Source organism: Kitasatospora sp. NPDC089913, assembly GCF_044748625.1.
Classification (GTDB): domain Bacteria; phylum Actinomycetota; class Actinomycetes; order Streptomycetales; family Streptomycetaceae; genus Kitasatospora.
Window position 1 is genome coordinate 108,045 of sequence record NZ_JBIVGI010000019.1, and the last position, 21,311, is coordinate 129,355.

The window sequence follows — 21,311 nt, forward strand, 5'->3', positions numbered from 1 at the left end:
CGCCCACACTCGCCGGGCTCCCACCCCCGGGCGGGTCGGGGGGGGGCCCCCCCCACTTCCGGACCGGTGGGGAGGTCCGGTTCGACGTTCCGTTGCCCGGGCGGTCCGTCCTTCGGTCACGTTGCCCGTGAATCCGTCGCGAGTACGACCGAAGGCGGGCTCCGCCGGACCGGGTCACGGCCGGGGCGGGTCACGGCCGGCGCGGGTGCCGGCCGGCGCGGGTACCGGGTCAGCTGGCTCCGGTGGTCGGCACGGTGAAGGTCTCGCGGGGCCCGAAGTCGCTGTACGTCACGGTGATGACGCTCGTGACGGTGGTGCCGTCCTTGGGTATCTTCATGGACTGCGTCTGGGCCACGATACGGCCGGCCCGGTCGATCCAGACGTCGTAGTCCTTCGCGGCGACGCCCTTCTCGGTCATGTTCCGGTGTTCCTCGGGGTCGATGGCCTTGATCTGGGCAGCCGTCAGGCGGGCCCCGAGGTGGAAGGCCGGGACCCCGCTCTTCTGCTCCATCCCCTTGCGGGCGGCTGGGCCGGCGTCGACGAGGGCCTTGGCGTAGAGGCCCGCACCGTTGTCGTCCGTGGCGTCCTCGCTGTCGCCGGTCGGGCCCCAGGTGCTGCCCGGCTTGGTCTTGTCGCGCATGAAGATGCCGTTGCCGGTGTTGACCGACTCCATCCAGAGAATGGGTTCGTCGCTGCCGCCGAGTGTCATCCTCGTCTCGGTCCGGCCCTCGTGGCCCGGCGTGTTGACGTTGGTCCGGCCGGTCGCGGTCATCACGGTTCCCTGACCGTTCGCGGTCGCGGTCGTCTTCATGTTCAGCGTCGCGGCATAGGGCGTCCGGTCGGGGTTCGCCAGGGCCACCGCCGGGTCGAACGCACCGGAGGCGTCGACCGGCGCACCCGCGGGGCTCGGGGGCGCGGTGGGCGTCGGGGTCGCGGTGGGCGTTGGCGTCGCGGTCGGCGTGGGCGTCGCGGTCGGCGTGGCTGCACTCGGAGTGCCGCTCGCGTTCGCGCTCTGCGCGACGGGGCCGCCCGCAGCCGACGGGGCGGACGTGTCGTCGTTGCAGGCGGCCACGGCGGACAGGGCGAGCACCGTGGCAGCGGCAATCAGGGTGGTACGGCGGATCGTCACAGAGATCTCCGGTCAAGTGGGGTGAGCAGGGAGAACACTTGCACGAACCACTGACATTCTCGAGCGAGATCTCAGGAGCAGGTCTCGGCGGGCGTCCGCCGCGAGTACACACTTGACACACCGACCGGCCACGGTCGGCGCGCGCTTCGTCTCCGCGAGGGCATCGCGGACCCCGATGTCCGTCGGCGAGTCCGACGATGGACGGTGCCGGACCTGCCGGCCCCGGGTCCGTACCGCCACCGGGGGCCGTGCCGGTCAACAGCTCGAAAGTACGATCGGCCGGGGCCGTCGTCAGCGGAGCGGGAAGCGCAGGTCAATACCTGGGTCCCGAGTCGCAGTACCGTCAGAGGTCACTGCGCGCCTCACCGCTGACCGACGCCCCGACCGTCGAGGCGGTCGACCATCACGGCCTCCTTCCGGTGCAGCAGGTCGCGGTCGGCGGCGGGCAGCGATGCCAGGGCGTCGACCAGGACCTGACCGCGCGGAACGTGGACCGTGCTGCTCGACCAGATCCGGCATCCCGAGCACCAGACGAGAGCGACGCAACGCTCGAAGCCGGAGGATTCGGGCGGGTGGAGGCGGTACACGTAGGAGCGGACCGGCTCGTGGCAGACGGCGCAGAGCCGTCGGACGCCGTCGAGGACCGACCAGCCGTCACCTCGCTTGCGCCAGGACTTCCGGCCCGCGGGTGCTCTTCAAGTCGTCATGGCGATCATTCTGCCTCGAGGCCGCGCCGCCCTCCAGGCCGGCGTGTTGGGCCCCCGGCTGGCACCACGCCCATGTCCCCCACGGGCACATCGGGTCGCAGACCTTCGAACAGGGCGTCCTGCGGTCCAGCAGGAGTGCGTGGCGAGAGGATGCGCCGCGCAGGAAGTCTGACGGGCCGACTTCCTGCGCGTTGGCCTCGGGCCCCAGGAGGTCGGGGGTGTCAGCCCGAGGCACCGCGGGCGGCGACGGCCACGTTGACGGTGCCGGTCGCGGTGCGGCCCAGGCGGTCGCGGACGGTGTAGGTGAAGGTGTCGAAGCCGGGGAGGCCCGCGTCAGCGGAGTAGCGGCCCTTGCCGTCGATAAGCGCGGCGGTGCCGTGGCCCGGGGCGGAGACGCCGGTGAGGGTCAGGCCCCGGCCGTCGGTGCGGCCGGTGCCGGTGGGGTGGCGAGGACATCGACGGTGGTCACGCCGCCCTGGACGGTGGCGCCGGCGGTGGTGCGGGCGACGGGGGTCTGCGGGACCTGGGTGCTGCCGTAGTAGGTGAGGAGGGCGTAGGTGCCGTCGCCCAGGTCGACCAGTTCGAGGCTCTGCGGCTGGGTGCCGTTGTAGGCGGTGGTGGTGACGGCGCCGGAGGAGCGGTCGCCCCGGGGTGCCAGGGTGAACCTCTGGGCCGCGTTGCCGTCCTGGAACGCCGAGCCGGTGACGAGGGCCCCGGACACCGTCAGGGCGGTGCCGCTGACCGGTTGCGCGACGACGTTGCCGACGTCGGCGACGGCCACCCGCGCGGTCGCGGTGGACTGCCGGCCGAAGATGTCCCGGACGGTGTAGGTGAGGGTGTCGCAGCCGGTGAATCCCGCGGCGGGCGTGTAGCGCACCTTTCCGCCGACGATCGCGGCGGTGCCGTTCGCGGGCTTCGAGGTACCGGTGGCGGTCAGGTCGAGGGGCTGGGTGGTGCCGGTGCCCGAGGCGTTCGCGAGGACGTCGACGTCAACGGCCCGTCCCTGGCTCGTGGCGGCGGCCGCGTCCCGGGCCTGCGGTTCCTGCGGGAAAGTGCGGTCGAGGTAGAAGGCGCGGATGCCCCACGAGCCGTCGGCCTGTTTGACGATCCGGAAGCTCTGCAGCTGGGTGCCGTTGTAGGTCCGGCCGGAGACGCCGGAGCCGTTCATGGCCAGGACCTTGGCCGTAGTGGCCCGTGCCGGTACGGCGGTGGCGCCGCGCAGGTGCGCGTCCCGGGCGACCGGCGGCCGACGTCCCGGTGTGCGGTGGGGCGCACACCGGGACGCGACCGCTTCACCCTCCGATCACGTGGGCGGCGATCGCCCTCGGGGTCGGTGCTTCGGCCAGGTCGGCGATCCGGACCGGGACGCCGAACCTGCGCTGGACCTGGGCGATCATGCGGATGAAGAGCAGCGACTCCCCGCCGAGCGTGAAGAAGTCGGAGTCGGGCCCGACGGTCGGCACCCCGAGCAGTGAGCGCCAGATCTCCGCGATCTGTTGCACGGTCGGGTCCTCCTCGGTCCCAGTCGGGACAGGATCGGGGTCCGGGGCCGGAGCCGGGACCGGGGCGGCCGGGGCCACCGGTGTGTCCAGCCAGTGGCGGGCGGCGGCGAAGGGGCGGGCGGGCAGGGGTGCCCGGACCGCCGGGGTCCCCGCGCGCACCGCCGCCCAGTCCAGTTCGACGCCCGAGGCCCACAGCGCGCCGAGGCCGCTCAGCAGGTCGCCGCGGCGCGGCTGCAGTGCCACTACGGGCGTCCGCCGGGCCTCGGGGATCTGCCGGGCGCTGCCGATCAGGCCGCTGCCCGGGCCCACCTCGACGAGCACCGCCCGGCTTCGGGCCGCCGCCGTGACCACCGCGTCCTGGTAGCGCACGGGGCTGCGCAGCTGCTCCGCCCAGTAGCCGGCGGGCCGGAGGCCGCCGGCAGGCAGGAGCCGACCGCTGACGGTGCTGATCACGTCGATCCCGCCCGGCTTGGCCTCGACCGTCGCGGCCACCGCGTCCAGCGCGGCGGCGGCCCCGGCCATCATCCGGGAGTGGAAGGCCCGCTCGGTGGGCAGGACCCGGTGCTGGATGCCGGCGGTGTCCAGCCGGGCGCGCAGCCGGGTGAGCGCGTCGGGCGGGCCGGACACCACGACCACCTCCGGCGCGTTCACCGCGGCGATGTCGAGCCGGTCCGGTCCGGCGAGTTGTCCGCGCACCACGTCCGGCGCGGCGAGGACCACGACCATGCCGCCCTCGGGGGCCCGCCGCATCAGCGCGCCCCGCTCGGCGACCAGCCGCAGCGTGTCGGCCAGCTCGAGTTCGCCGGCCAGGCACGCCGCCGCGTACTCCCCCACCGAGTGCCCGAGCAGGGCGGCGGGCCGGACCCCGAAGGAGCCGAGCAGCCGCCCCAGCGCGTACTCGTGCAGCACCAGGGCGGGCTGGGTGAGGTCGGTGCGGTGGATCAGGCCCTCCGGGTCGCGGCCGACCAGCAGGTCGCGCAGGTCGACGCCGAGGAGGTGCCGGGCGAGTTCGCTGCCGCGGTCGATGTCGGCGGCGAAGGACGGGTAGCGGCGGTAGGCCCATTCCGCCATGCCGGGTGCTTCGGCGCCCTGGCCGGGGAGCAGGAAGACCACCTCGGGCCGGCGCAGCGCGGTGCGCACGGGTGCGCCGGTCAGGGCGCGGGCCGCGCTCGCCGCGTCCGGGGCGGCGACGGCGATCCGGTGGGCGAAGTGCCGGCGGTGCTGCTGCGTGGTCAGGGCGACGTCGGGCAGCGGGAGGCCGGGGTGGTCGGCGAGGTGGCGGGCGAGGCGTTCGGCGGCGCTCCGCAGGGCCGGTTCGGTGGGGGCGGAGACCAGGACGACGTCCGGGGCGGTCGGGGTGGGCGGCGCCGGGTCGGCGGGTGCCTCGGTGAGCACGACGTGGACGTTGGTCCCGCCGAGGCCGAAGGAGCTGACGGCGGCCCGGCGCGGCCGGCCGGCCGGGGCGGTCCACTCCCGGGCGACCCTGTCGACGGTGAACGGCGATGCCGGGTCGTCCAGTTCGGCCCTGGGCCGGTCGAGGCCGGCGAGCGGCGGGATCCGCCGGTGGCGCAGGGCGAGGACGGCCTTGATGAGGCCGGCCACGCCGGCGGCGGCCGACAGGTGGCCGATGTTCGCCTTGACCGAGCCGAGCGAGCAGGTGCCCCGGCCGTCGCCGAACACCTCGCGCAGCGCGGACAGTTCGATGGCGTCGCCGACCTCGGTGGCGGTGCCGTGCGCCTCCAGGTAGCCGATCGTCGACGGGTGGACGCCGGCGGCCGCGTAGGCGCGGGTGAGCACGTCGACCTGGCCGCCCGCCCCCGGGGCGGTGTAACCGACCTTCGCCGCACCGTCGTTGTTGACGGCCGAGCCGGAGATCAGGGCGTGGACCCGGTCGCCGTCGCGGACCGCGTCCGCGGCCCGCTTGAGGACGACCATGCCGACGCCGCTGCCCGGCACGGTGCCGTTGGCGGCGGCGTCGAACGGGCGGCAGGCGCCGTCGGGCGACATGATGCCCTTGGGCTCGTAGCGGTAGCCGGCCTGCTGCGGGAACTCCAGGTCGACGCCGCCGGCCAGGGCGAGGTCCGAGTCCCCGGTGCGCAGGCTCTGGCAGGCCAGGTGCACGGCGACCAGCGAGGTGGAGCAGGCGGTCTGGACGCCGATCGCGGGTCCGTTCAGGCCCAGCCGGTAGGCGATCCGGGCCGCGAGGTGGTCCTTCTCGTTGGCGAGCACCACGGACAGCAGTCCCTGCTCGGCCAGGAGTTCCGGGTCGGCCAGGACCTGCTGCTGCAGGTAGTAGTTGAATCCGGAGCCCGCGAACACGCCGACCCGGCCCGCCGGCCGGTCGGTGATCAGTCCACCGCTCTCCAGCGCCTCCCAGGCGGTCTCGAGCAGCAGTCGGTGCTGCGGGTCCATCAGGGCGGCCTCCCGCGGCGGGATGCCGAAGAACTCGGCGTCGAACAGCTCCGGACCGGCGAGCAGGCCGCGGGCCGGCACGTAGGCCGGGTCGGCCAGGTCGGCGGCGGGCACTCCGGCCGCCCGCAGTTCCTCGCGGGACAGCCGGGCGACCGCCACCCGCCCGGCGAGCAGACCGTTCCAGTACTCGTCGAGGTCGGCGGCGCCCGGGAAGCGGCCGGCCATTCCGACGATCGCGATGTCGTGGCCCGGCCTGTCGCTCGCCCGGTCGTTCGGCTTGTCGTTCATTCGGTCGTTCAGCTCGTCGCTCATCTCATCACCCCCGTCGTTTCGTCGTTTCGTCGTGGTGTCGTTTCGTCATGTCGTGCGCAGATGCTGGGCAAGGGCCTGGACGGTGGGGTACCGGTACAGCTCCGCCAGAGATATTGGTCGCGCGCCCAATCGCCGTTCCAGCCGGGTCCGGACCATGGCGAGGGTGAGCGAGTCGCCGCCGACGTCGAAGAAGGCCTCGTCGAAGTCGAAGTCGTCGGTCCCGAGCACCTCGGTCCAGACGTCACGGATCAGCTCCTCGGCGTCGTCGGTGGCCAGGTCGACCGGTGCGACCGGTGCGACCGGTTCGACCGGTTCGGCGACCGACGCCGCACCAGCTGCCGACTCCGGACCGCCCCGGTCCGGCCCGGGGGCGGCGGGCTCGGGAGCAGCGACCGCAGCGGGCACAGCGACCGCGGGCACAGGCACAGGCGCGGGCAGGGGGTCGAACAGCGCACCGAGGGCCCGCAGGTCGACCTTGCCGTTGCGGTCCAGCGGGAACCGCGGCACCGCCTGCCAGCGCTGCGGGCGCTCGTAGGGCGCGAGCACCGGCTCGACAGCCGCCCGCACCCGGTCCAGGACGCCCGCATCGGCCTTGACCGCCGCGCAGAGCCGCTCACCGGCCAGCAGCACGACGGCGTCCAGCACCCCGTCCTGCTCCTTGATCCGCCGCTCGACGGCGACCGGTTCGATCCGGTACCCGGCGACCTTCAGCTGCCGGTCGACGCGGCCCAGGAAGAGCAGCCGCCCGTCCGCGCCCCAGCGGGCCAGGTCGCCGGTGCGGTACTCGCGCTCGCCGGCCGGCTCGTTGAACGACTGCGCGGTGCGCTCCGGATCGCCCAGGTAGCCGTCGGCCAGTCCCGCGCCGGTGGCCCGCAGCTCACCCACCGCCCCGGGTGGCACCGGCCGCCCGTCCGGGCCGGTGATCCGCACGCCGGTACCGTGCACCGGGCGGCCGATCGGGAACGGGTCGGACACCTCGGACACACCCTCGACGTGGCACACCGTGGTGAACGTGGTGTTCTCGGTGGGCCCGTAGCCGTTGGTGACCCGCAGTCCGGGCGACTGCTCGAGGACCCGCCGGACGTGCGCCGGTGAGACCACCCCGCCGCCGGTGAACACCTGGCGCAGCCCGCGCAGCGCGTCCGGCCGGTGGTCGGCCACCAGGTGGAACAGGCCGGCCGTCAACCAGGCGTGGGTCACGCCGGCGGCGGGAAGGAAGCGCGCCAGGCTGTCGGGTGTGGGCTCCACGGGCGGGTGGACGACCACGGTCGCCCCGCTCGCCAGCGGCACCAGCAGCTCCAGGGTGGAGGCGTCGAAGGCCAGCGGGGACAGCCGCAGCATCGACGTTCGCGGCCCGTCGGCGGCGGAACGCTCCGCGTCGGCCGAACGCTCCCCGTCGGAGGCAGGGCCCGCTTCGGAGGGAGGGCTGGCGTCGGAGGGAGGGCCGGCGTCGGAGGACGCGGACGGGACCAGGGGCGCGAACAGGTCCTCGTCGTCCACCAGGCGCAGCACCGCGCGGTGCGGGACCACCACACCCTTGGGGACGCCGGTGGTTCCCGACGTGAACGAGACGTAGGCCGCCCGGGCGGGCTCCGGCAGGTGTACCGGGAGTGCGGCACCCGCTCCGGCGGGCAGCCCCGCCGGGAGCACCCGGCCGGGACCGGCCTGCGGGCACCGGGGGACGCCGGCGAAGGCCGGGTCGTCCGCCGCCCCGCCGATCCGGGCGGCGGCCGCGACCGCGCCCGCGACCGCGGCGCGTCCGGCCGCCGGGGCGGCCGGGTCCACCGCCACCCAGGCGGCGCCCAGGCGCAGGGCGCCGAGAACGGCCACCGCCTCCGCCGCCGACCTCGGCAGCTCCAGCACCACCCGGTCACCGGCGCGGACCCCGCACCCGTGCAGCAGCCCGGCCTGGTCGAGGGCGTACGCGTGCAGCTGCCGGTAGGTCAGCGTGTGGCCCGCGTCGGGATCGAGCAGCGCCGTCGCGTCGGGACGCTCCCGCACCCGCCGCTCGAAGCAGCCCCACAGGTCGTCGCCGGTCGTGGAGTCCGTGCCCAGGCCGAGTTCGCGCAGCCGCGCCAGTTGGCCGGCGGAGAGCCCGGCGATCCGTCCGACGGGGGTCTGCGGCTCGGCCGCGTCCCCCCAGTCCCCCGCTCCCCCTGCGCGCCCCGCCAGCTCCGCCAGCACGGCCTGCAGCGACTCCGCCAGCTCGCCGACGTCCGCCGCGCTCTGCGCCGAGGTCGCGTACTCGACGGCGAGCCTGGGCCGCGGCGACCAGGACTGCACGTACAGCAGGGCGTCGAAGGCCGAGCCCGCGCAGTGGCCCTCGTACACCCGCCAGGTGCCGCCCGCGGTCCCGAAGGAGTCGGGGACCAGGTCGTGGTGGGCGGCGAAGCCCAGCTGCGCCACCGGGTTGCGGGTCCCGTCGACGGTGCCGTCCAGGCCGGTCACCACGCGGTCGAACGGCAGGTCGGCGTCCGCGAGCGCGTCGGCGAGCGCACCGGCGGTGGCCCGCACGTGCTCGGCGACCGTCCGGGTGTCGTCGATCCGGCAGCGGACCGGGACGATCCGGGTGCAGAGCCCGACCACGTCCTCCATGCCGGCCTCGGAGCGGCCCGCGGCCGCCACGCCGAGGACCAGGTCGCCGGTGCCGATCCGGCGGGCCGCGGCCAGCGACCACGCCGCGAGCAGCACCGAGGTGACCGTGGTCCGGCAGCGCCGCGCCAACCGGTCCACGCCCTCGCCCACCTGTTCCGGCAGCTCGAACACCAGCCGGGCGCCGGCACCGGCGGCACGGGCCGTACCGTCGGTACCACCCGTACCGTCGGCACCGGCCGGGTCCGGCCCGCCGGGCAGCGTCGCCACCAGCGGGGCGCCGTCCAGCCGCCGCCTCACCCCGGCCACGGCCACCGCCAGGTCGCCGGAGGCCTCCCGGGCGGCCAGCCGGGTGCCGGTCCAGTCCGGTGACGGTCCGGGCCCGGGCAGCGCGTCCGGTCCGTCCTCGTACAGCCGGGCGAAGTCGCGCCACAGCACACCGATGCTCCAGCCGTCGGCCAGCGCGTGGTGCACCAGCACCGAGAGCAGCGTCTCGGTCCCGGCGAGGGTGCGGACGAACACCACGGGCGGCCGGTCGAAGGGGCGCAGCAGTTCCCCGGCACGCGCGGCGTACAGCTCGTGCACGGTGCGCACCGCGTCGGTCCCGGCGGGCAGGGTCTGGTGCAGCAGCCGCGGCTCGTGGGAGGCGGGCAGCACGACCCGGCGCACGGTCCTCGGGGCCCCGGAGGCAATCGGCTCGCCGGTGGAGCCCGTGAACATCGTGCGCAGCGATTCGTGCCGCGCCGTGAGGGCCCGCAGCGCGGCCCGGGTACGCGCGAGGTCGAGCGGCTCCGGCGGCCGCAGGGTGAAGAGCAGCCGGTAGGGCTGGTCCTGGCCGGCCAGGTGGGCGGCGAGCATGGCCCGCTGCCCGGGCAGGAGCGCGCGCGGCTGCGGGGCGGCGGCCGGGTCGAGGGGCGGCGGGGCGCTCGGTGCGAAGTCCCGGGCGCCGGCCAGGACGGCGGCCAGCGGGTCCGGGCCGAGCAGCCCGGCGACCGCGACGTCGCGGGCCAGCCGCCGCTGGCCGTGGGCGCCGAGTGCGATCGCCTGGAGCGAGGATCCGCCCAGGGCCGTGAACGACTCGGCCCGGTACCGGGTGTCGGCCTCGTCGGCCGACAGCCCGAGTACCTCCGCGACCAGTGGCAGCCAGTCGGCCGCGCGCCCGGGGGCGACGGTCATGCCCGACCGCCCTCGGTCCCCGCCGGCTCGGGCTCGTCCCGGCCGGCCACGGCCAGCAGGTCGCCGTAGCGGGGATTGTGCAGCACGTCGGCGAGGTCGACGGGACGGTTGAGCTCCTGGCGGATCAGGGTGCTCAGCCGCAGGGCGCTCAGCGAGTGGCCGCCGAGGTCGAAGAAGTCGTCGTGCTCGTGGACCTCGTCGACGCCGAGGACCTCCATCCAGAGCTGCTCGAACTCGGCGACCCAGTCCTGTTCGGTCCGAGGGTCCATCACAGGTGCCTCTCCTTCGCGGTGGCGGGGATCTCCAGGTAGTGCCGGGTGGGGGCGAACGGATAGCCGGGGGCGGGGACCCGGCGGCGGCCGCGGTCCCCCTCCTCGTTCCAGGGGCCACCGATGCCCAGCTGCCAGAGCAGGCCGACGGCGGCCAGCATCCGGTCGTAGGCGCTGCTCATCTCGGGCAGTTCGACGCCCATGTGTGGGAAGACCTGGGTGCCGACCTCCAGCCAGGTGGCGGGCTCGGGGTCGACGGCCGGCGGGGCGAACGTGCCGTCGCCTGGCTCGTCGAACCGGCTCACCCAGTAGTCGGGGTCGGCGGCCTGCGCCGCGGTGACCGGCGCGCCGTCGACCGGGGAGTACAGCCGGGCGGTGGGTGCGGCCGGTCGCCAGTCGGACGGCCGCCGCCCGAGGGCCAGTTCGATGCCGGTCGCGAGGTCGAACACCCCGGCCGTGCAGGCGGCGGCGACCGCGCCGGGGCCGTCGCCGGTCAGGGCGACCGGGCGGATGCCGCGGCGGTCCAGGGCGTCGGTCCAGGCCATCGCGACGGCGAACCGGCCCACCCGCTCCTTGATCGCCGGGTCGGCGTCCTCGCCCAGCGGGCGCAGCGCGGCGTAGCCGAGGTCGATGATCCGGCGGAAGTCGGGGTCGATGTGGTAGCAGTGCCCGCAGCCGGGCAGTTGGCCGCCGCCGGTGAGGTGGTAGCCGACGCCGCGTTCGGCGGCCCGCGGGTCGGTGCGGCGCACCGGCAGCAGCGGCTTGAGGTCCTCCTCCGGCATCCGGACGGTGAAGCCGCGCCAGGGGAGCTCGGTCCTTCCGGTGCGCAAGGTGTAGGCGACGTCGCCGAGTTCGGCCGGCGGCAGGTCGGCGAGGAAGGCGTCGACCCGGGCCAGGCTCGCGGTGGCCGCCTCCTCCGTCCTGGCCGAGACCAGCAGCAGTTCGCTGGCCGGGCGGCGGGGCCTGCGGGGGGTGACCGGCGGGGCCTCCTCCAGCACGATGTGGGTGTTGGTGCCGCCGATGCCGAAGGAGCTGACGCCGGCCCGCCGCACGCCGTCGACGGCCGGCCACTCGGTCGCGGTGGCGGGCACCCAGAAGACCGACTTCTCCAGTTCGAGGGCCGGGTTGGGCGCGGTGAACAGGCCCACCGGCGGGATGGTGCGGTGCTTCAGCGCGAGCACGGTCTTGATCACGGCGGCGACCCCGGCGGCGGTGTCCAGGTGGCCCATGATGGACTTGAGGGCGCCCAGGGCGGCCTTCGGACGGTCGCCCCGGTCGGTGCCGAACACCGAGCGCAGCGCGGCGAGTTCGATCGGGTCGCCGAGCGGGGTGGCGGTGCCGTGGGTCTCGATCAGCCCGATGGTGTCGGGGTCGATGCCGCCCGCCGCGAGCGCGGTGCGGATGGTGGTGGCCTGGCCCTCGACCCCGGGCGCGGTGAATCCGGCCTTGCGGGCGCCGTCGTTGATGGCGGCGGTTCCGGCGATCACCGCGTGCACGGTGTCGCCGTCCCGGATCGCGTCCTCCAGGCGCTTGAGCACCAGCACGCCGCCGCCGTCGGCGTCCGCGGTGCCGTCGGCGGCCACGTCGAAGGTGCGGCAGTGGCCGTCGCGGGAGAAGGTGCCGCCGGGGGCGTAGAAGTGGCCGCGCCGGGTGGGCGGGCCGGAGGAGGCGGCGCCGGCGAGCACCATGTCGGCCTCGTAGGTGAGCAGGCTCTGCACCGCGAGGTGGATGGCGACCAGCGACGTGGAGCAGGCGGTCTGCACGGAGAAGGCCGCGCCCTGGAGGTTGAGCTTGTAGGCGATCCTGGTGGCGGCGTAGTCCTTGTCGCTGGAGGTGAGCACGCCCAGTCCGCCGGCCGACTTCACCGCGCGGACGTTCGGCCACAGGATGTCGAGCAGGTAGACGTTCATCCCGGTGCCGACGTACACGGCCGTGCGGTTGCCGTCCGCGCCGATCGGCGGGTAGCCGGCGTGCTCGAGCGCGCCCCAGGCGCATTCGAGCAGGATCCGCTGCTGCGGGTCCATGAGGACGGCGTCCTGCGGCGAGTAGCCGAACAGCCGGTGGTCGAAGTGGTCGTAGTCGTCCAGGACGGCGCGGGCCGGGATGAAGTTCGGGTTGTCGGCGACCTCCTCCGGGACGCCCCAGCCGAGGAGTTGCTCGCGTGTGAAGAAGGAGATCGACTCGACGCCGTTCTCGATGTCGTGCCAGTAGCGGTCGAGGTCGCGTCCGGCGCCGGGGAGCCTGATCCCCATGCCGATGATCGCGATCCGGTCCTGTCCCTGTTCGTCGGACATGCTCGTGCCCCCTGTTCGGTCAGACATGCTCGGGCCCCCTGGTGAGTCGGCGCCGTCGGGCGAGTTCGTCGCGGCCGTGCTTGCGCAGCGCGGTCCGGTCGTCGGCGGGCACGGCGGTCCGCGCCTGCCGGAAGTGCGCGGCGCAGGCGGCGACCGTGCCGTGCCGGAACAGGTCGGTGACCGAGAGGTCCAGCCCGGTCTGCGCCATCCGCTCCCGTACGGTGATCAGCGCGAAGCTGCTGCCGCCCACGTCGAAGAAGTTGTCGTTCGGTTCGAGATCGGGCCGGCGCAGCACGTCGGCCCAGATCGCGCGGATCCGCGCGGTGAGCGAGTCGCCGTTCGCCGGTCCGTCGCCCGTGGCCGGCGGGGCGGTGCGGCGCGCCGGAGTGGCGGCGGCGGTGGCGTGCTCGGCGAGCAGGCGCCGCCGGTCGACCTTGCCGTTGGCGTTGAGCGGGACGCGCTCGACCGGCAGGATCCGGGACGGCACCATGTAGCCGGGCAGTTCGTCGCGGACCAGGGAGCGCAGTTCGCGCTCTCCGCCCGCCCCTGGGTCGGCGCAGACGAAGGCGATCAGCTCCTCGGCCTCGACCACGGCCACGCACTGGCGCACGCCCGGGCGGCGCAGGAACGCCGCCTCGACGTCAGCGAGTTCGACCCGGTGGCCGCGTACCTTGACCTGGGTGTCCTCGCGGCCGATGTACACCAGCCGGCCGTCGGGCGCCCAGCGGACGATGTCCCCGGTCCGGTAGAGCTCGCCGGGAGCGTACGGGTCCTCGCCGAACCGGGCGGCGGTGAGCTCCGGCTCGCCGATGTAGCCGGCGGCGACCAGCTCGCCGGCGAGGTACAGCTCACCGGGCACGTTGACGCCGGTGGGCCGGCGGTTCTCGTCGAGCACGTAGCAGCGGTTCGCCGGCAGCGGCACGCCGATGCTGCCCTCCCGCACCCGGCCCAGTTCGGCGGCGGGCACCTCGATCACGGTGTTGACGACGGTGGCCTCGGTGACCCCGTACATGTTGACGAAGACGGCGGGCAGCCGCCGCGGGTCGACCAGTCCGGCCAGCCGGGACCAGCTCAGCGCCTCACCGACCAGGACCACGTAGCGCACCGGGGAGCGGCCGCCGTCCGGGGAGCCGTCGCCGTCCAGGGTGTCGAAGAACGGCGGCAGTACCCGGTAGAGCAGGCTGGGCGTGAGGTTGACCACCGTGACGCGTTGCGCGTGGATCAGCCGGGCCAGCCGCTCGGGGTCGAGCACGTCCTCCTGGTCGGCGATGACCAGTCGGCTGCCGGTGGTCAGGGCGCCGAGGATCTCCAGGACCGACACGTCGAAGGAGAAGTTGTGGGCGGCCAGCCAGCTGTCGCCGCCGTCGGTGTCCAGGCCGCACGGGCGCGGGCCGAACAGGGCGTCCAGGCCGCGGTGGCGGACCATCACGCCCTTGGGCACCCCGGTGGATCCGGAGGTGTACATCACGTACGCGACGTCCGAGGGTTCGGGCCACCGGACAGCGTGCTCCGGCGCACCGTCGGCGGGGGCGGCAAGGTCGGCGCCGTCCGCGCGGCGGGCGTCCAGCCGGACCGTGTCGCGGCCCTCCGTGAGCTGCCGGGCGAGGTCGGCGGTCTCCTCCTCCATCAGGACGACGGTCGGTCCGGAGCTGTCCAGGATGTGTTCCAGACGGCGGCGCGGGTGCGCGGGGTCGAGCGGCACGTAGGCGCCGCCGGCCTTCCACGTGCCGAGGATCGCCGCGAGCATCGCCGGGGAGCGGCCGAGCAGCAGTCCGACCCGGGTCCCGGTGCGCACGCCGGCCCGGCGCAGCGCGGCGGCGATCCGGCCGGACCACTCGTCGAGTTCCCGGTAGTCGGTCGTCCGTCCCCGGTGCACCAGCGCCACGTCCTGCGGCGCGGCGGCGGCGTGCTCGCAGAACAGCCGGAGCACGGACGGGCGGCGTTCGGACGCGTGGGGCTCGGACGGGCGGGACTCGGACGGGCGGCGCTCGGACGGGCGGTCGCCCGGTGACGGCTGGACCGCCGACCTCCGGACCGGCGACGGCCGGACCGATGACGGCCCGACCGGCGGGTTCCAGCCCTCGACGAGCAGCCGGTGCTCCCGGGCGTCCACCATCACGGGCTCGCCGTCCGGGTCGTCGACCAGGGACTCCAGCAGCGCGTGGAAGTGCGCCACCAGCCCCTCGACGGTCGCCGCGTCGAACAGCTCGGTGCTGAAGTCGGCGCGCAGGAACGGCGAGCGGGTGGAGACGTCCAGGGTCAGTCCGAGGTCGAACCGGGCCGCCTCGATCTCGACGTCGACCTCGGACACCGTCAGCCCGGTGAAGTCCGGCACGGTGAATGTGAAGTTCTGCACCGTCAGCATGGTCTGGAAGACCGGGGCGTGGCTGAGCTGGCGCTCCTCGCCGACCGCCTGGACGATCCGCTCGAACGGCACGTCCTGGTCGCCGAGCGCGGTCAGCGCCGTCCGCCAGGTCCGGGTGACCAGGTCGGCGAAGCCGGGCTCGCCGCTCAGGTCGACCCGCACCGGCAGCGTGTTGACCAGGCAGCCGACCAGCTGCTCCTCCGCCTCGTCCAGCCGGTTGGCGACCGGGACCCCGATCACCACCTCCGGCTGGCGGGCGTGCCGGGACAGCACCCTGGCGTAGGCGGCGAGCGCCACCGCGAACAGCGTGACCCCGTGCTCCTTGGCCCAGTCGGTCAGCCGCTGGACCAGCTCCGGATCGACCGGACGGCGCAGCACCGCGCCGCGGTGGGTGAGCACACCGGGCCGGGGCCGGTCGGTGTGCAGGGCGAGCTTCGGGGCGCCTGCGAGCAGTTCGCGCCAGTGCTCCAGACGCCTGGTGTGCTTCTCCCACAGCGTGCGCTGGGCCTCGGCGTAGTCCAGGTAGGAGGCGCCCGGCGCGGGCGTCGACCGGCCGTTGTACTGCGCCGCGATGTCGTCGAGCAGCAGTCCGACCGCCCATCCGTCGCAGGCGATGTGGTGCACCAACACCACCAGCGCGTGCCGGCCGGTCCCCCAGGAGACGATCCGGGCCCGCAGCACCCGGCCGTCGGCCAGCGCGAACGGCACGGCGGCCTCGGCGGCCACCAGGTCGCGCAGGTGGCGGTCCTCGGCCGGCCGGTCGGCCGGCGGGTGGGTGACGGCGGTGACGTCGGGCTCCGCCGTGTCGTGCACCAGCTGAGTCAACTCGCCGTCCCGCACGGCGAACCCGGTGCGCAGCACCGCGTGCCGGGCGGTGACCGCACGGACCGCCGCGGCCAGCCGGTCGTGGTCCAGCGCACCGGTCATGCGCAGCGCGAACGCCACCACGTAGGCGGGGTTGCCCGGTTGCAGCTCGTTGAGGAAGTAGAAGCGCTCCTGCGTGAACGATGCCCTGCCGCTGCGCTCCCGCGTGAACGATGCCCTGCCGCTGTCGGTCATACCGCCCCTCCGGTGTCCATGACGGCCTCCGGGCGGGCGCTGCCCGCCATCGCGTCGGCGCTGCGCCGCGCGGCGGGCCCGATCAGCGCGGCCGCGGCGAGCATCAGCCCGGCGATCGCGATCCAGCCCCAGAAGCCTGCCGAGATGACCAGGCCGGAGAAGAGCGCCGGCCCGGCGATGTTCTGGGTCGCCACGTGCAGGTCGAACGCGCCGAGGTACTCGCCCTCGGCGTGCTTGGGTGCCAGCCCGAAGGCGAGGCCCCAGGCCGAGGCGGACTGCATGACCTCGGCCACGGACAGCATCAGGGCGGTCACGACGATCGCCGCGGTGGCCGCCCCGGTCTGGTGCCACAGGGCGGTGACCGAGGCGGCGGCGCAGCCCGCCGCGATCCACAGCCCGGCCCGGCGAGCCGTCGCCGCGGCGCCCGCTACCGTCTCGGCGCCCTTGCTCGCCCGCACCTGGAAGAGGATGACGAAGACGGTGTTGACCACCAGGAGCAGCGGCACCAGGAACGGCCGGACGGCGGCGCGCTCCAGGGCCCACAGCGGCAGCACCACCATGAGCAGGCTGATGTGCGAGGCGAGCACGGTCGACAGTCCGACCACGCCGAGGAACCGCAGGTCGCGCACCGCGCCGAAGGGCCGGGGACGCTGTTCCGGGTCGCCGGGCGGCCCCTCCGGCAGGCGGGTCACCAGCAGCGCCGCGAGACCGAGCAGCACCGCCGCGACCGCGGGGATCAGCACCAGCAACCGGGTGCTCAGCGCGGCCGCGGCGGCGATGCCGATGCCCGCGCTGAAACCGACGTTGAACACCGTACGCATGGTCGCGTTGAGCCGGACCCGCTCGCCCTCCGGGATCACGGTGGCCAGCAGCGCGTTCTCGGTCGGTCCGATCCCGTAGTCCAGGAAGCCGACCAGGGTCACCAGGACGTAGAACTGGACCGCGTCGTCCACCGCGGAGTACAGCCCGAAGCCGGCCGCGACGGCCGCGAACAGCAGGAACAGCAGGGTGCGTTTGCGCATCCGGTCGGCGATCATGCCGAAGAGCACCGAGGAGAGCAGTCCGGCGAAGCCCGCCAGCGACAGACCGATGCCCACCTCGGCGGCGGTCAGCCCGACGTGCAGGGTGAAGTAGACGATGCTGCCGGAGAGGAAGACGCCCTTGCCGGTCGCCTCGGCGAACCGGATCGCCAGCAGTCGCCGGCGCAGCGCGTCGGCGGGGATCAGCCGGCCGAGCAGGCCGGTGGTGTTGTCCACGGACCCGGGCACCTCAGTACTCACCCCGTCCGTACGCGAGGAGCGTGGCGACCCGCTCCGGCTGCGGTGCGCGCGCCGCCCCGAGCGGGGCCAGCACCCTGGCCCAGCCGTCCAGCCGCTCGGCGTCGAGTCCGGCTGCCGCCGCCAGGCCGTCGCGGCGGTCCACCATGTCCGCGAGGTCCGCGCCCTCCAGCACGTAGTCGGCCGCGTCGAAGCACCGTTCGCCGACGCAGGCGATCGGACTCCGGGCCACCAGGCCCCGGCGGTCCGAGGTGAGCACATTGCCCAGGTGCAGGTCACCGTGGAGGAGCACCCGTTCGGGTTCGGTGGCCAGCAGCCGGTCGGCGATCCGCCTCGCCTCCGCCAGCTCGGCACCGCCCTGCTCGGCCCAGCCGAGCATCATGCCGAGCCAGTCGGCGGCCTGCCGGGGCGCGCTCGCCGGGTCGCCGACCGTGTGCAGGTCGTCCAGGAACCGCGCGTAGTCGGCGGGGGACGGCGGCCGCGGCAGGTCCTCGACCGGAGTGCCGGGCCGGACCGCCTCCAGCAGCGCCGCGCCCCGGCTGCTCCCGTGCACCTCGGGCACCCGGCCGCCGGGGGCGAACTGCCGCAGCATCGCCACTTCCTCGGCGAGGGCGTAGGCGTCCGGCGCGAGCTTCAGCTCGGCCTCGCCCATCGGCCCGGTGCAGGAGACCAGCACGGAGGTCACGGCCGACGAGAAGTCGACGCCGACCACCTCCCCGATGTCGAGTTCCCACTCCCCGGCCAGGGCCGCCACCTGTTCCGGCAGCGAGCCCACCCAGCGACGGTTCACCTTTCCCCGGCGCATGAAGTCCGCGATCGCCTGCAATCGCCCGGCTATCAACTCCAAATCCAGCAAAGGGGACACCCCTTCCATGAGTCGCTTCGTGGTTGGTCGGACGGGTGGGGACGGCCGAGCGGTCCCGCCCCGCTGGCCATCGCCACGGGAGGAGCCTCCGACAGGGCTGTGCAAGGCCGATGGAATGGCTGTGCAAGACCTGTTGAATTCGCGTGGCCGGGGTTTCGACACGGATCAACGACCCTTGACGCTGACCGTTCACATAGGTTCAATTTCCCAGCGGCCACCGGCCTTTCGGGGGAAGAAATGACAGAAACCAGCGTCTTTTTCGGGGTGCTCGGCCCCGTCGAAGTCCGTGTCGACAGCGCCACCGTCGCGCTGCCGTCGCGGGTGAGAGTCCTGCTCGCGGCGCTCCTGTGCCGTCCCAACCGGACGGTCAGCGTCGACGAGCTCACCGACATCGTGTGGAGCAACGAGCCGCCCGCCGCGCCGGCCACCCTGCGCAGCCATGTGCTGCGCCTGCGGCGCCTGTTGGGCGAAGGATCGGACCGGGTGGTGACCACCGGTCCCGGGTACCGGATCGAGGTGGGGGCGCGGACCGAACTCGACACCCTGCTCTTCGGCGAGCACTGCGAATCGGCCCGCGACGCCGCGCGGTCGAACGACTGGCCCGCCGTCTGGACGGCGGCCTCCGCGGCCCTGGGCCTGTGGCGCGGCACGCCCCTGGCCGACGTGAACTGCGACCGGCTGCACCGGGACGAGACACCGGGCTGGACCCAGTCCCGGGTGGAGGTCACCGAGTTGGCCGCCCGGGCCGGTCTGGAACTGGGCCGCGCGGCCGAATCCGTGCTGCTGCTCACCCGCCTCGCCGCGGAGGAGCCGCACCAGGAAGGCGTGCACGCGCTGCTGATCGAGGCCCTCGCGGTCGCCGGCCGCCGGGCCGAGGCACTGGCCGTCTACCGGCGGCTGCGCACCGCGCTCGCCCGCGACCTCGGCATCGAACCGGGCGCCCGGATCGCGGCCGCCCACCAGCGGGTCCTGCGTTCCGGCGGCAACTCGCCGGCCCTGCAGAGCAGTTCGGAGCGAACGGCGCCGCCCGACCGGGACCGGCGGACCGGGCCCGAGCCGGACCTCACCGGCCTGCCCGCGGGCCCCGTCCCGAATCCGGACGGGACCGGCACCGAGCTCCGGCGAGAGCACCCGGCGCCGGCCGGGCCGGGCACCCTGCCGCCCCGGCTCCCGGCGGAACCGGTCACCGTGCTCCGCCAACTCCCGGCCGACCTGCCCTTCTTCAGCGGACGCGCGGAGGAGCTGCGGACCCTGCTGGCGGCCCCGGCCGCCGGACCGGCCGGGGTCTCGGCCACCGTGCTGGTCACCTCGATCGAGGGCATGGCCGGGGTGGGCAAGACCCAACTGGCCGTGCACGCGGCGCACGAGCTGGTCCGGGCCGGCCGGTTCGGCACCCTGCAGCTGTACGTGAACCTGCGCGGCTTCGATCCGGACCGGCCACCCGCCGACCCCTCCGACGTCCTGGCGGGCCTGCTGCACGCCCTCGGTGTGGACCGCTCGCTGATGCCCGAGGGCCTCGACGCGCGCGCCGCCCTGTTCCGCGACCGTCTGCACGGCCGCGAAGCACTGCTGCTGCTCGACGACGCGGCCGACGCGCACCAGGTCCGCCCGCTGATCCCGGCCGACCCCGGCTGCCTGGTGCTGATCACCAGCCGGCGCAGTCTGGCCGGACTGGACGGCGCCCGCTCCCTGCCGCTCACCACCCTGCCCCCCGCCGAGGCGCTGCGGCTCCTGGACGCGGTCGCCGGTGCCGAGCGGGTCGCCGACTCCCCCGGGGCCGCGGCCCAGGTCGTCCACGCCTGCGGGCACCTGCCGCTGGCGCTGGTGCTCGCCGCGGCACGCCTGCGGGCCCGCCCGGCCTGGCGGCTCGCGGACCTCGTCGACTACCTGAGACCCGGCGGCATCACTGCCCTGACCACCGGCGGCCGCTCGCTGCGCGCCAGCCTCGACCTCTCCTACCGTCGGCTGCCCGAGGAGGCCCGGCGGGTATTCCGGCTGCTGGCCGTCCATCCGGGACGCGAGTACACCGCGCCGGCGATCGCCACGCTGGCCGGCGTCGACCCCGCGGCCGCACGCGAGACGCTGGAACTGCTGGTCGACGAGAACCTGTTGATCCAGGACACGCCGGCCCGGTACCGCCTGCACGACCTGCTGCACGCCTTCGCCGCCGAACTCGCGGAGGGCGGGGCCGCCGACCGCCTGGCCCTCTACCGGCTGACGGTGTGGTACTGCCACACCGCCCGCGCGGCGGACGAACTGCTGCGCGCCCGCTCGTCGGCGGTCCGCCCGCGCTACGCCCCGCCGCTGCCCCCGCCGGTGCTGCCGGCCCTGCGCTTCCCGGACCACGACCGGACGCTGGCCTGGCTGGACGCGGAGCGCGCCAACCTCACCGCGGTGCTCGCCCGCGCGGCCGAACAGGGCCTGGGACCGCTGGTCGCCGCGCTGGCGCTCTCGCTCAGCTGGTACCTGCACACCCGCGGCCCGGCGTCGAGCCTGCTGGCGGTGCTGCGCACCACCCAGGCCACGGTCAGTCCGGAGGCGGACCCGGCACTCGCCGCCCGGGTGCTCACGGAGCTCGGCGACTGCCACGCGCTCACCCGCCGGTTCCAGGAGGCCCTCCGGCACCACGAGCGCGCCCTGGAACTGCACCGGGCCAACCGGGACCGGGACGGCGAGGCCGCCGCGCTGCTCAGCCTGGGCAGCGCCCTCGACCGGCTGGACCGGCCGCAGGAGGCCGTCCGGTGCTGGCGGCAGGCCCGGGTGATCTTCGCCGAGCTGGGCAACCGGCTCGGCGCGGCCACCTGCCTGGTCAACCTGGCCCGCTCCTACCGGGCGCTGGAGCGGTTCGACGAGGCCGTCGCGCACGACCGCGACGCGCTGGCGGCCTTCCGGGGCCTCGACGACGAGCACGGGCAGGCGCAGGCGCTGGCCGGGCTGGGCGAGCTCCACCAACTGCTGGACCGCGACGCCGAGGCCGTCGGCTACCGGCGCCAGGCCCTGCTGCTGTACCGACGGGCCGGCGACCGCTACGCCGAGGCGGTGGTGCTGGACGGGCTGGGAACCTCGTACTCGCGGCTCGGCCGGCCCGAACAGGCGGTGCGGGCCTGGCGCGGGGCGCACTCGATCCTGACGGACATCGCGCACCCGCGTGCCGCGGAGGTCGAACGGCACCTGGCCGGGGCGGCGGCCGGGCGCGCGGGGAACCGCACCGAGCGACGGTCGTACGCACGGTCGCGGTAGCGGGCGCTGCGGTGGCGGGCACTGCGGTGGCGGGCACTGCCGTGGCGGGCACTGCGGCAGCGGGCACCGCGATGGTGGGCACCGCAGTGGCAGGCACCGCGGACCGCTCTAC

The 21,311-nt window shown here is 74.9% G+C and carries 12 protein-coding genes; 1 reads left to right on the forward strand and 11 read right to left on the reverse strand.

The features are described 5' to 3' along the window. Positions 1-229: 229 nt before the first annotated feature. The 11 genes from ACIPYS_RS26535 to ACIPYS_RS26585 form a co-directional block, all read right to left on the reverse strand. On the reverse strand, positions 230-1,129 hold the full coding sequence (locus ACIPYS_RS26535) for a hypothetical protein (protein ID WP_400750336.1): 900 nt from the start codon (positions 1,127-1,129) through the stop codon (positions 230-232). 362 nt (positions 1,130-1,491) lie between these two features. Beyond that, on the reverse strand, positions 1,492-1,716 hold the full coding sequence (locus ACIPYS_RS26540; protein WP_400750339.1) for a hypothetical protein: 225 nt from the start codon (positions 1,714-1,716) through the stop codon (positions 1,492-1,494). A gap of 341 nt (positions 1,717-2,057) precedes the next feature. After that, complete coding sequence (locus ACIPYS_RS26545) at positions 2,058-2,246, reverse strand: Ig-like domain-containing protein (RefSeq protein WP_400750473.1); 189 nt, start codon at positions 2,244-2,246, stop codon at positions 2,058-2,060. Further along, entirely contained in the window at positions 2,243-3,004 is a 762-nt protein-coding gene (locus ACIPYS_RS26550) for an Ig-like domain-containing protein (protein ID WP_400750342.1), read from the reverse strand. The genes ACIPYS_RS26545 and ACIPYS_RS26550 overlap by 4 nt, the downstream gene beginning before the upstream one ends. Before the next feature lie 124 nt (positions 3,005-3,128). Further along, positions 3,129-6,062, reverse strand: a complete 2,934-nt coding sequence (locus ACIPYS_RS26555; protein ID WP_400750345.1) for a type I polyketide synthase — start codon at positions 6,060-6,062, stop codon at positions 3,129-3,131. Positions 6,063-6,107: 45 nt separating this feature from the next. Then, entirely contained in the window at positions 6,108-9,830 is a 3,723-nt protein-coding gene (locus tag ACIPYS_RS26560) for an AMP-binding protein (protein ID WP_400750348.1), read from the reverse strand. Further along, complete coding sequence (locus tag ACIPYS_RS26565) at positions 9,827-10,099, reverse strand: acyl carrier protein (protein ID WP_400750351.1); 273 nt, start codon at positions 10,097-10,099, stop codon at positions 9,827-9,829. Before ACIPYS_RS26565 ends, ACIPYS_RS26560 begins: the two co-directional genes overlap by 4 nt. Continuing rightward, on the reverse strand, positions 10,099-12,393 hold the full coding sequence (locus ACIPYS_RS26570; protein WP_400750354.1) for a type I polyketide synthase: 2,295 nt from the start codon (positions 12,391-12,393) through the stop codon (positions 10,099-10,101). The genes ACIPYS_RS26565 and ACIPYS_RS26570 overlap by 1 nt, the downstream gene beginning before the upstream one ends. Before the next feature lie 19 nt (positions 12,394-12,412). Next, on the reverse strand, positions 12,413-15,817 hold the full coding sequence (locus ACIPYS_RS26575) for an amino acid adenylation domain-containing protein (RefSeq protein ID WP_400750357.1): 3,405 nt from the start codon (positions 15,815-15,817) through the stop codon (positions 12,413-12,415). Next, on the reverse strand, positions 15,814-17,073 hold the full coding sequence (locus ACIPYS_RS26580) for an MFS transporter (RefSeq protein ID WP_400750360.1): 1,260 nt from the start codon (positions 17,071-17,073) through the stop codon (positions 15,814-15,816). Before ACIPYS_RS26580 ends, ACIPYS_RS26575 begins: the two co-directional genes overlap by 4 nt. A 13-nt stretch (positions 17,074-17,086) precedes the next feature. Further along, the gene (locus ACIPYS_RS26585) at positions 17,087-17,950 is read right to left on the reverse strand and encodes an aminoglycoside phosphotransferase family protein (protein ID WP_400750363.1); all 864 of its coding nucleotides are present in this window, start codon (positions 17,948-17,950) and stop codon (positions 17,087-17,089) included. A gap of 246 nt (positions 17,951-18,196) precedes the next feature. Between ACIPYS_RS26585 and ACIPYS_RS26590 the strand changes: the two genes are divergently transcribed. Further along, on the forward strand, positions 18,197-21,199 hold the full coding sequence (locus tag ACIPYS_RS26590) for an AfsR/SARP family transcriptional regulator (RefSeq protein WP_400750366.1): 3,003 nt from the start codon (positions 18,197-18,199) through the stop codon (positions 21,197-21,199). Positions 21,200-21,311 lie beyond the last annotated feature (112 nt).

Bases quoted from the DNA above. Each gene is read 5' to 3' on its own strand.
- ACIPYS_RS26565 (WP_400750351.1), bottom strand. From the start codon at position 10,099: ATGGACCCTCGGACCGAACAGGACTGGGTCGCCGAGTTCGAGCAGCTC.
- ACIPYS_RS26560 (WP_400750348.1), bottom strand. From the start codon at position 9,830: ATGACCGTCGCCCCCGGGCGCGCGGCCGACTGGCTGCCACTGGTCGCG.
- ACIPYS_RS26575 (WP_400750357.1), bottom strand. From the start codon at position 15,817: ATGACCGACAGCGGCAGGGCATCGTTCACGCGGGAGCGCAGCGGCAGG.
- ACIPYS_RS26550 (WP_400750342.1), bottom strand. From the start codon at position 3,004: ATGAACGGCTCCGGCGTCTCCGGCCGGACCTACAACGGCACCCAGCTG.
- ACIPYS_RS26590 (WP_400750366.1), top strand. From the start codon at position 18,197: ATGACAGAAACCAGCGTCTTTTTCGGGGTGCTCGGCCCCGTCGAAGTC.
- ACIPYS_RS26570 (WP_400750354.1), bottom strand. From the start codon at position 12,393: ATGTCCGACGAACAGGGACAGGACCGGATCGCGATCATCGGCATGGGG.
- ACIPYS_RS26555 (WP_400750345.1), bottom strand. From the start codon at position 6,062: ATGAGCGACGAGCTGAACGACCGAATGAACGACAAGCCGAACGACCGG.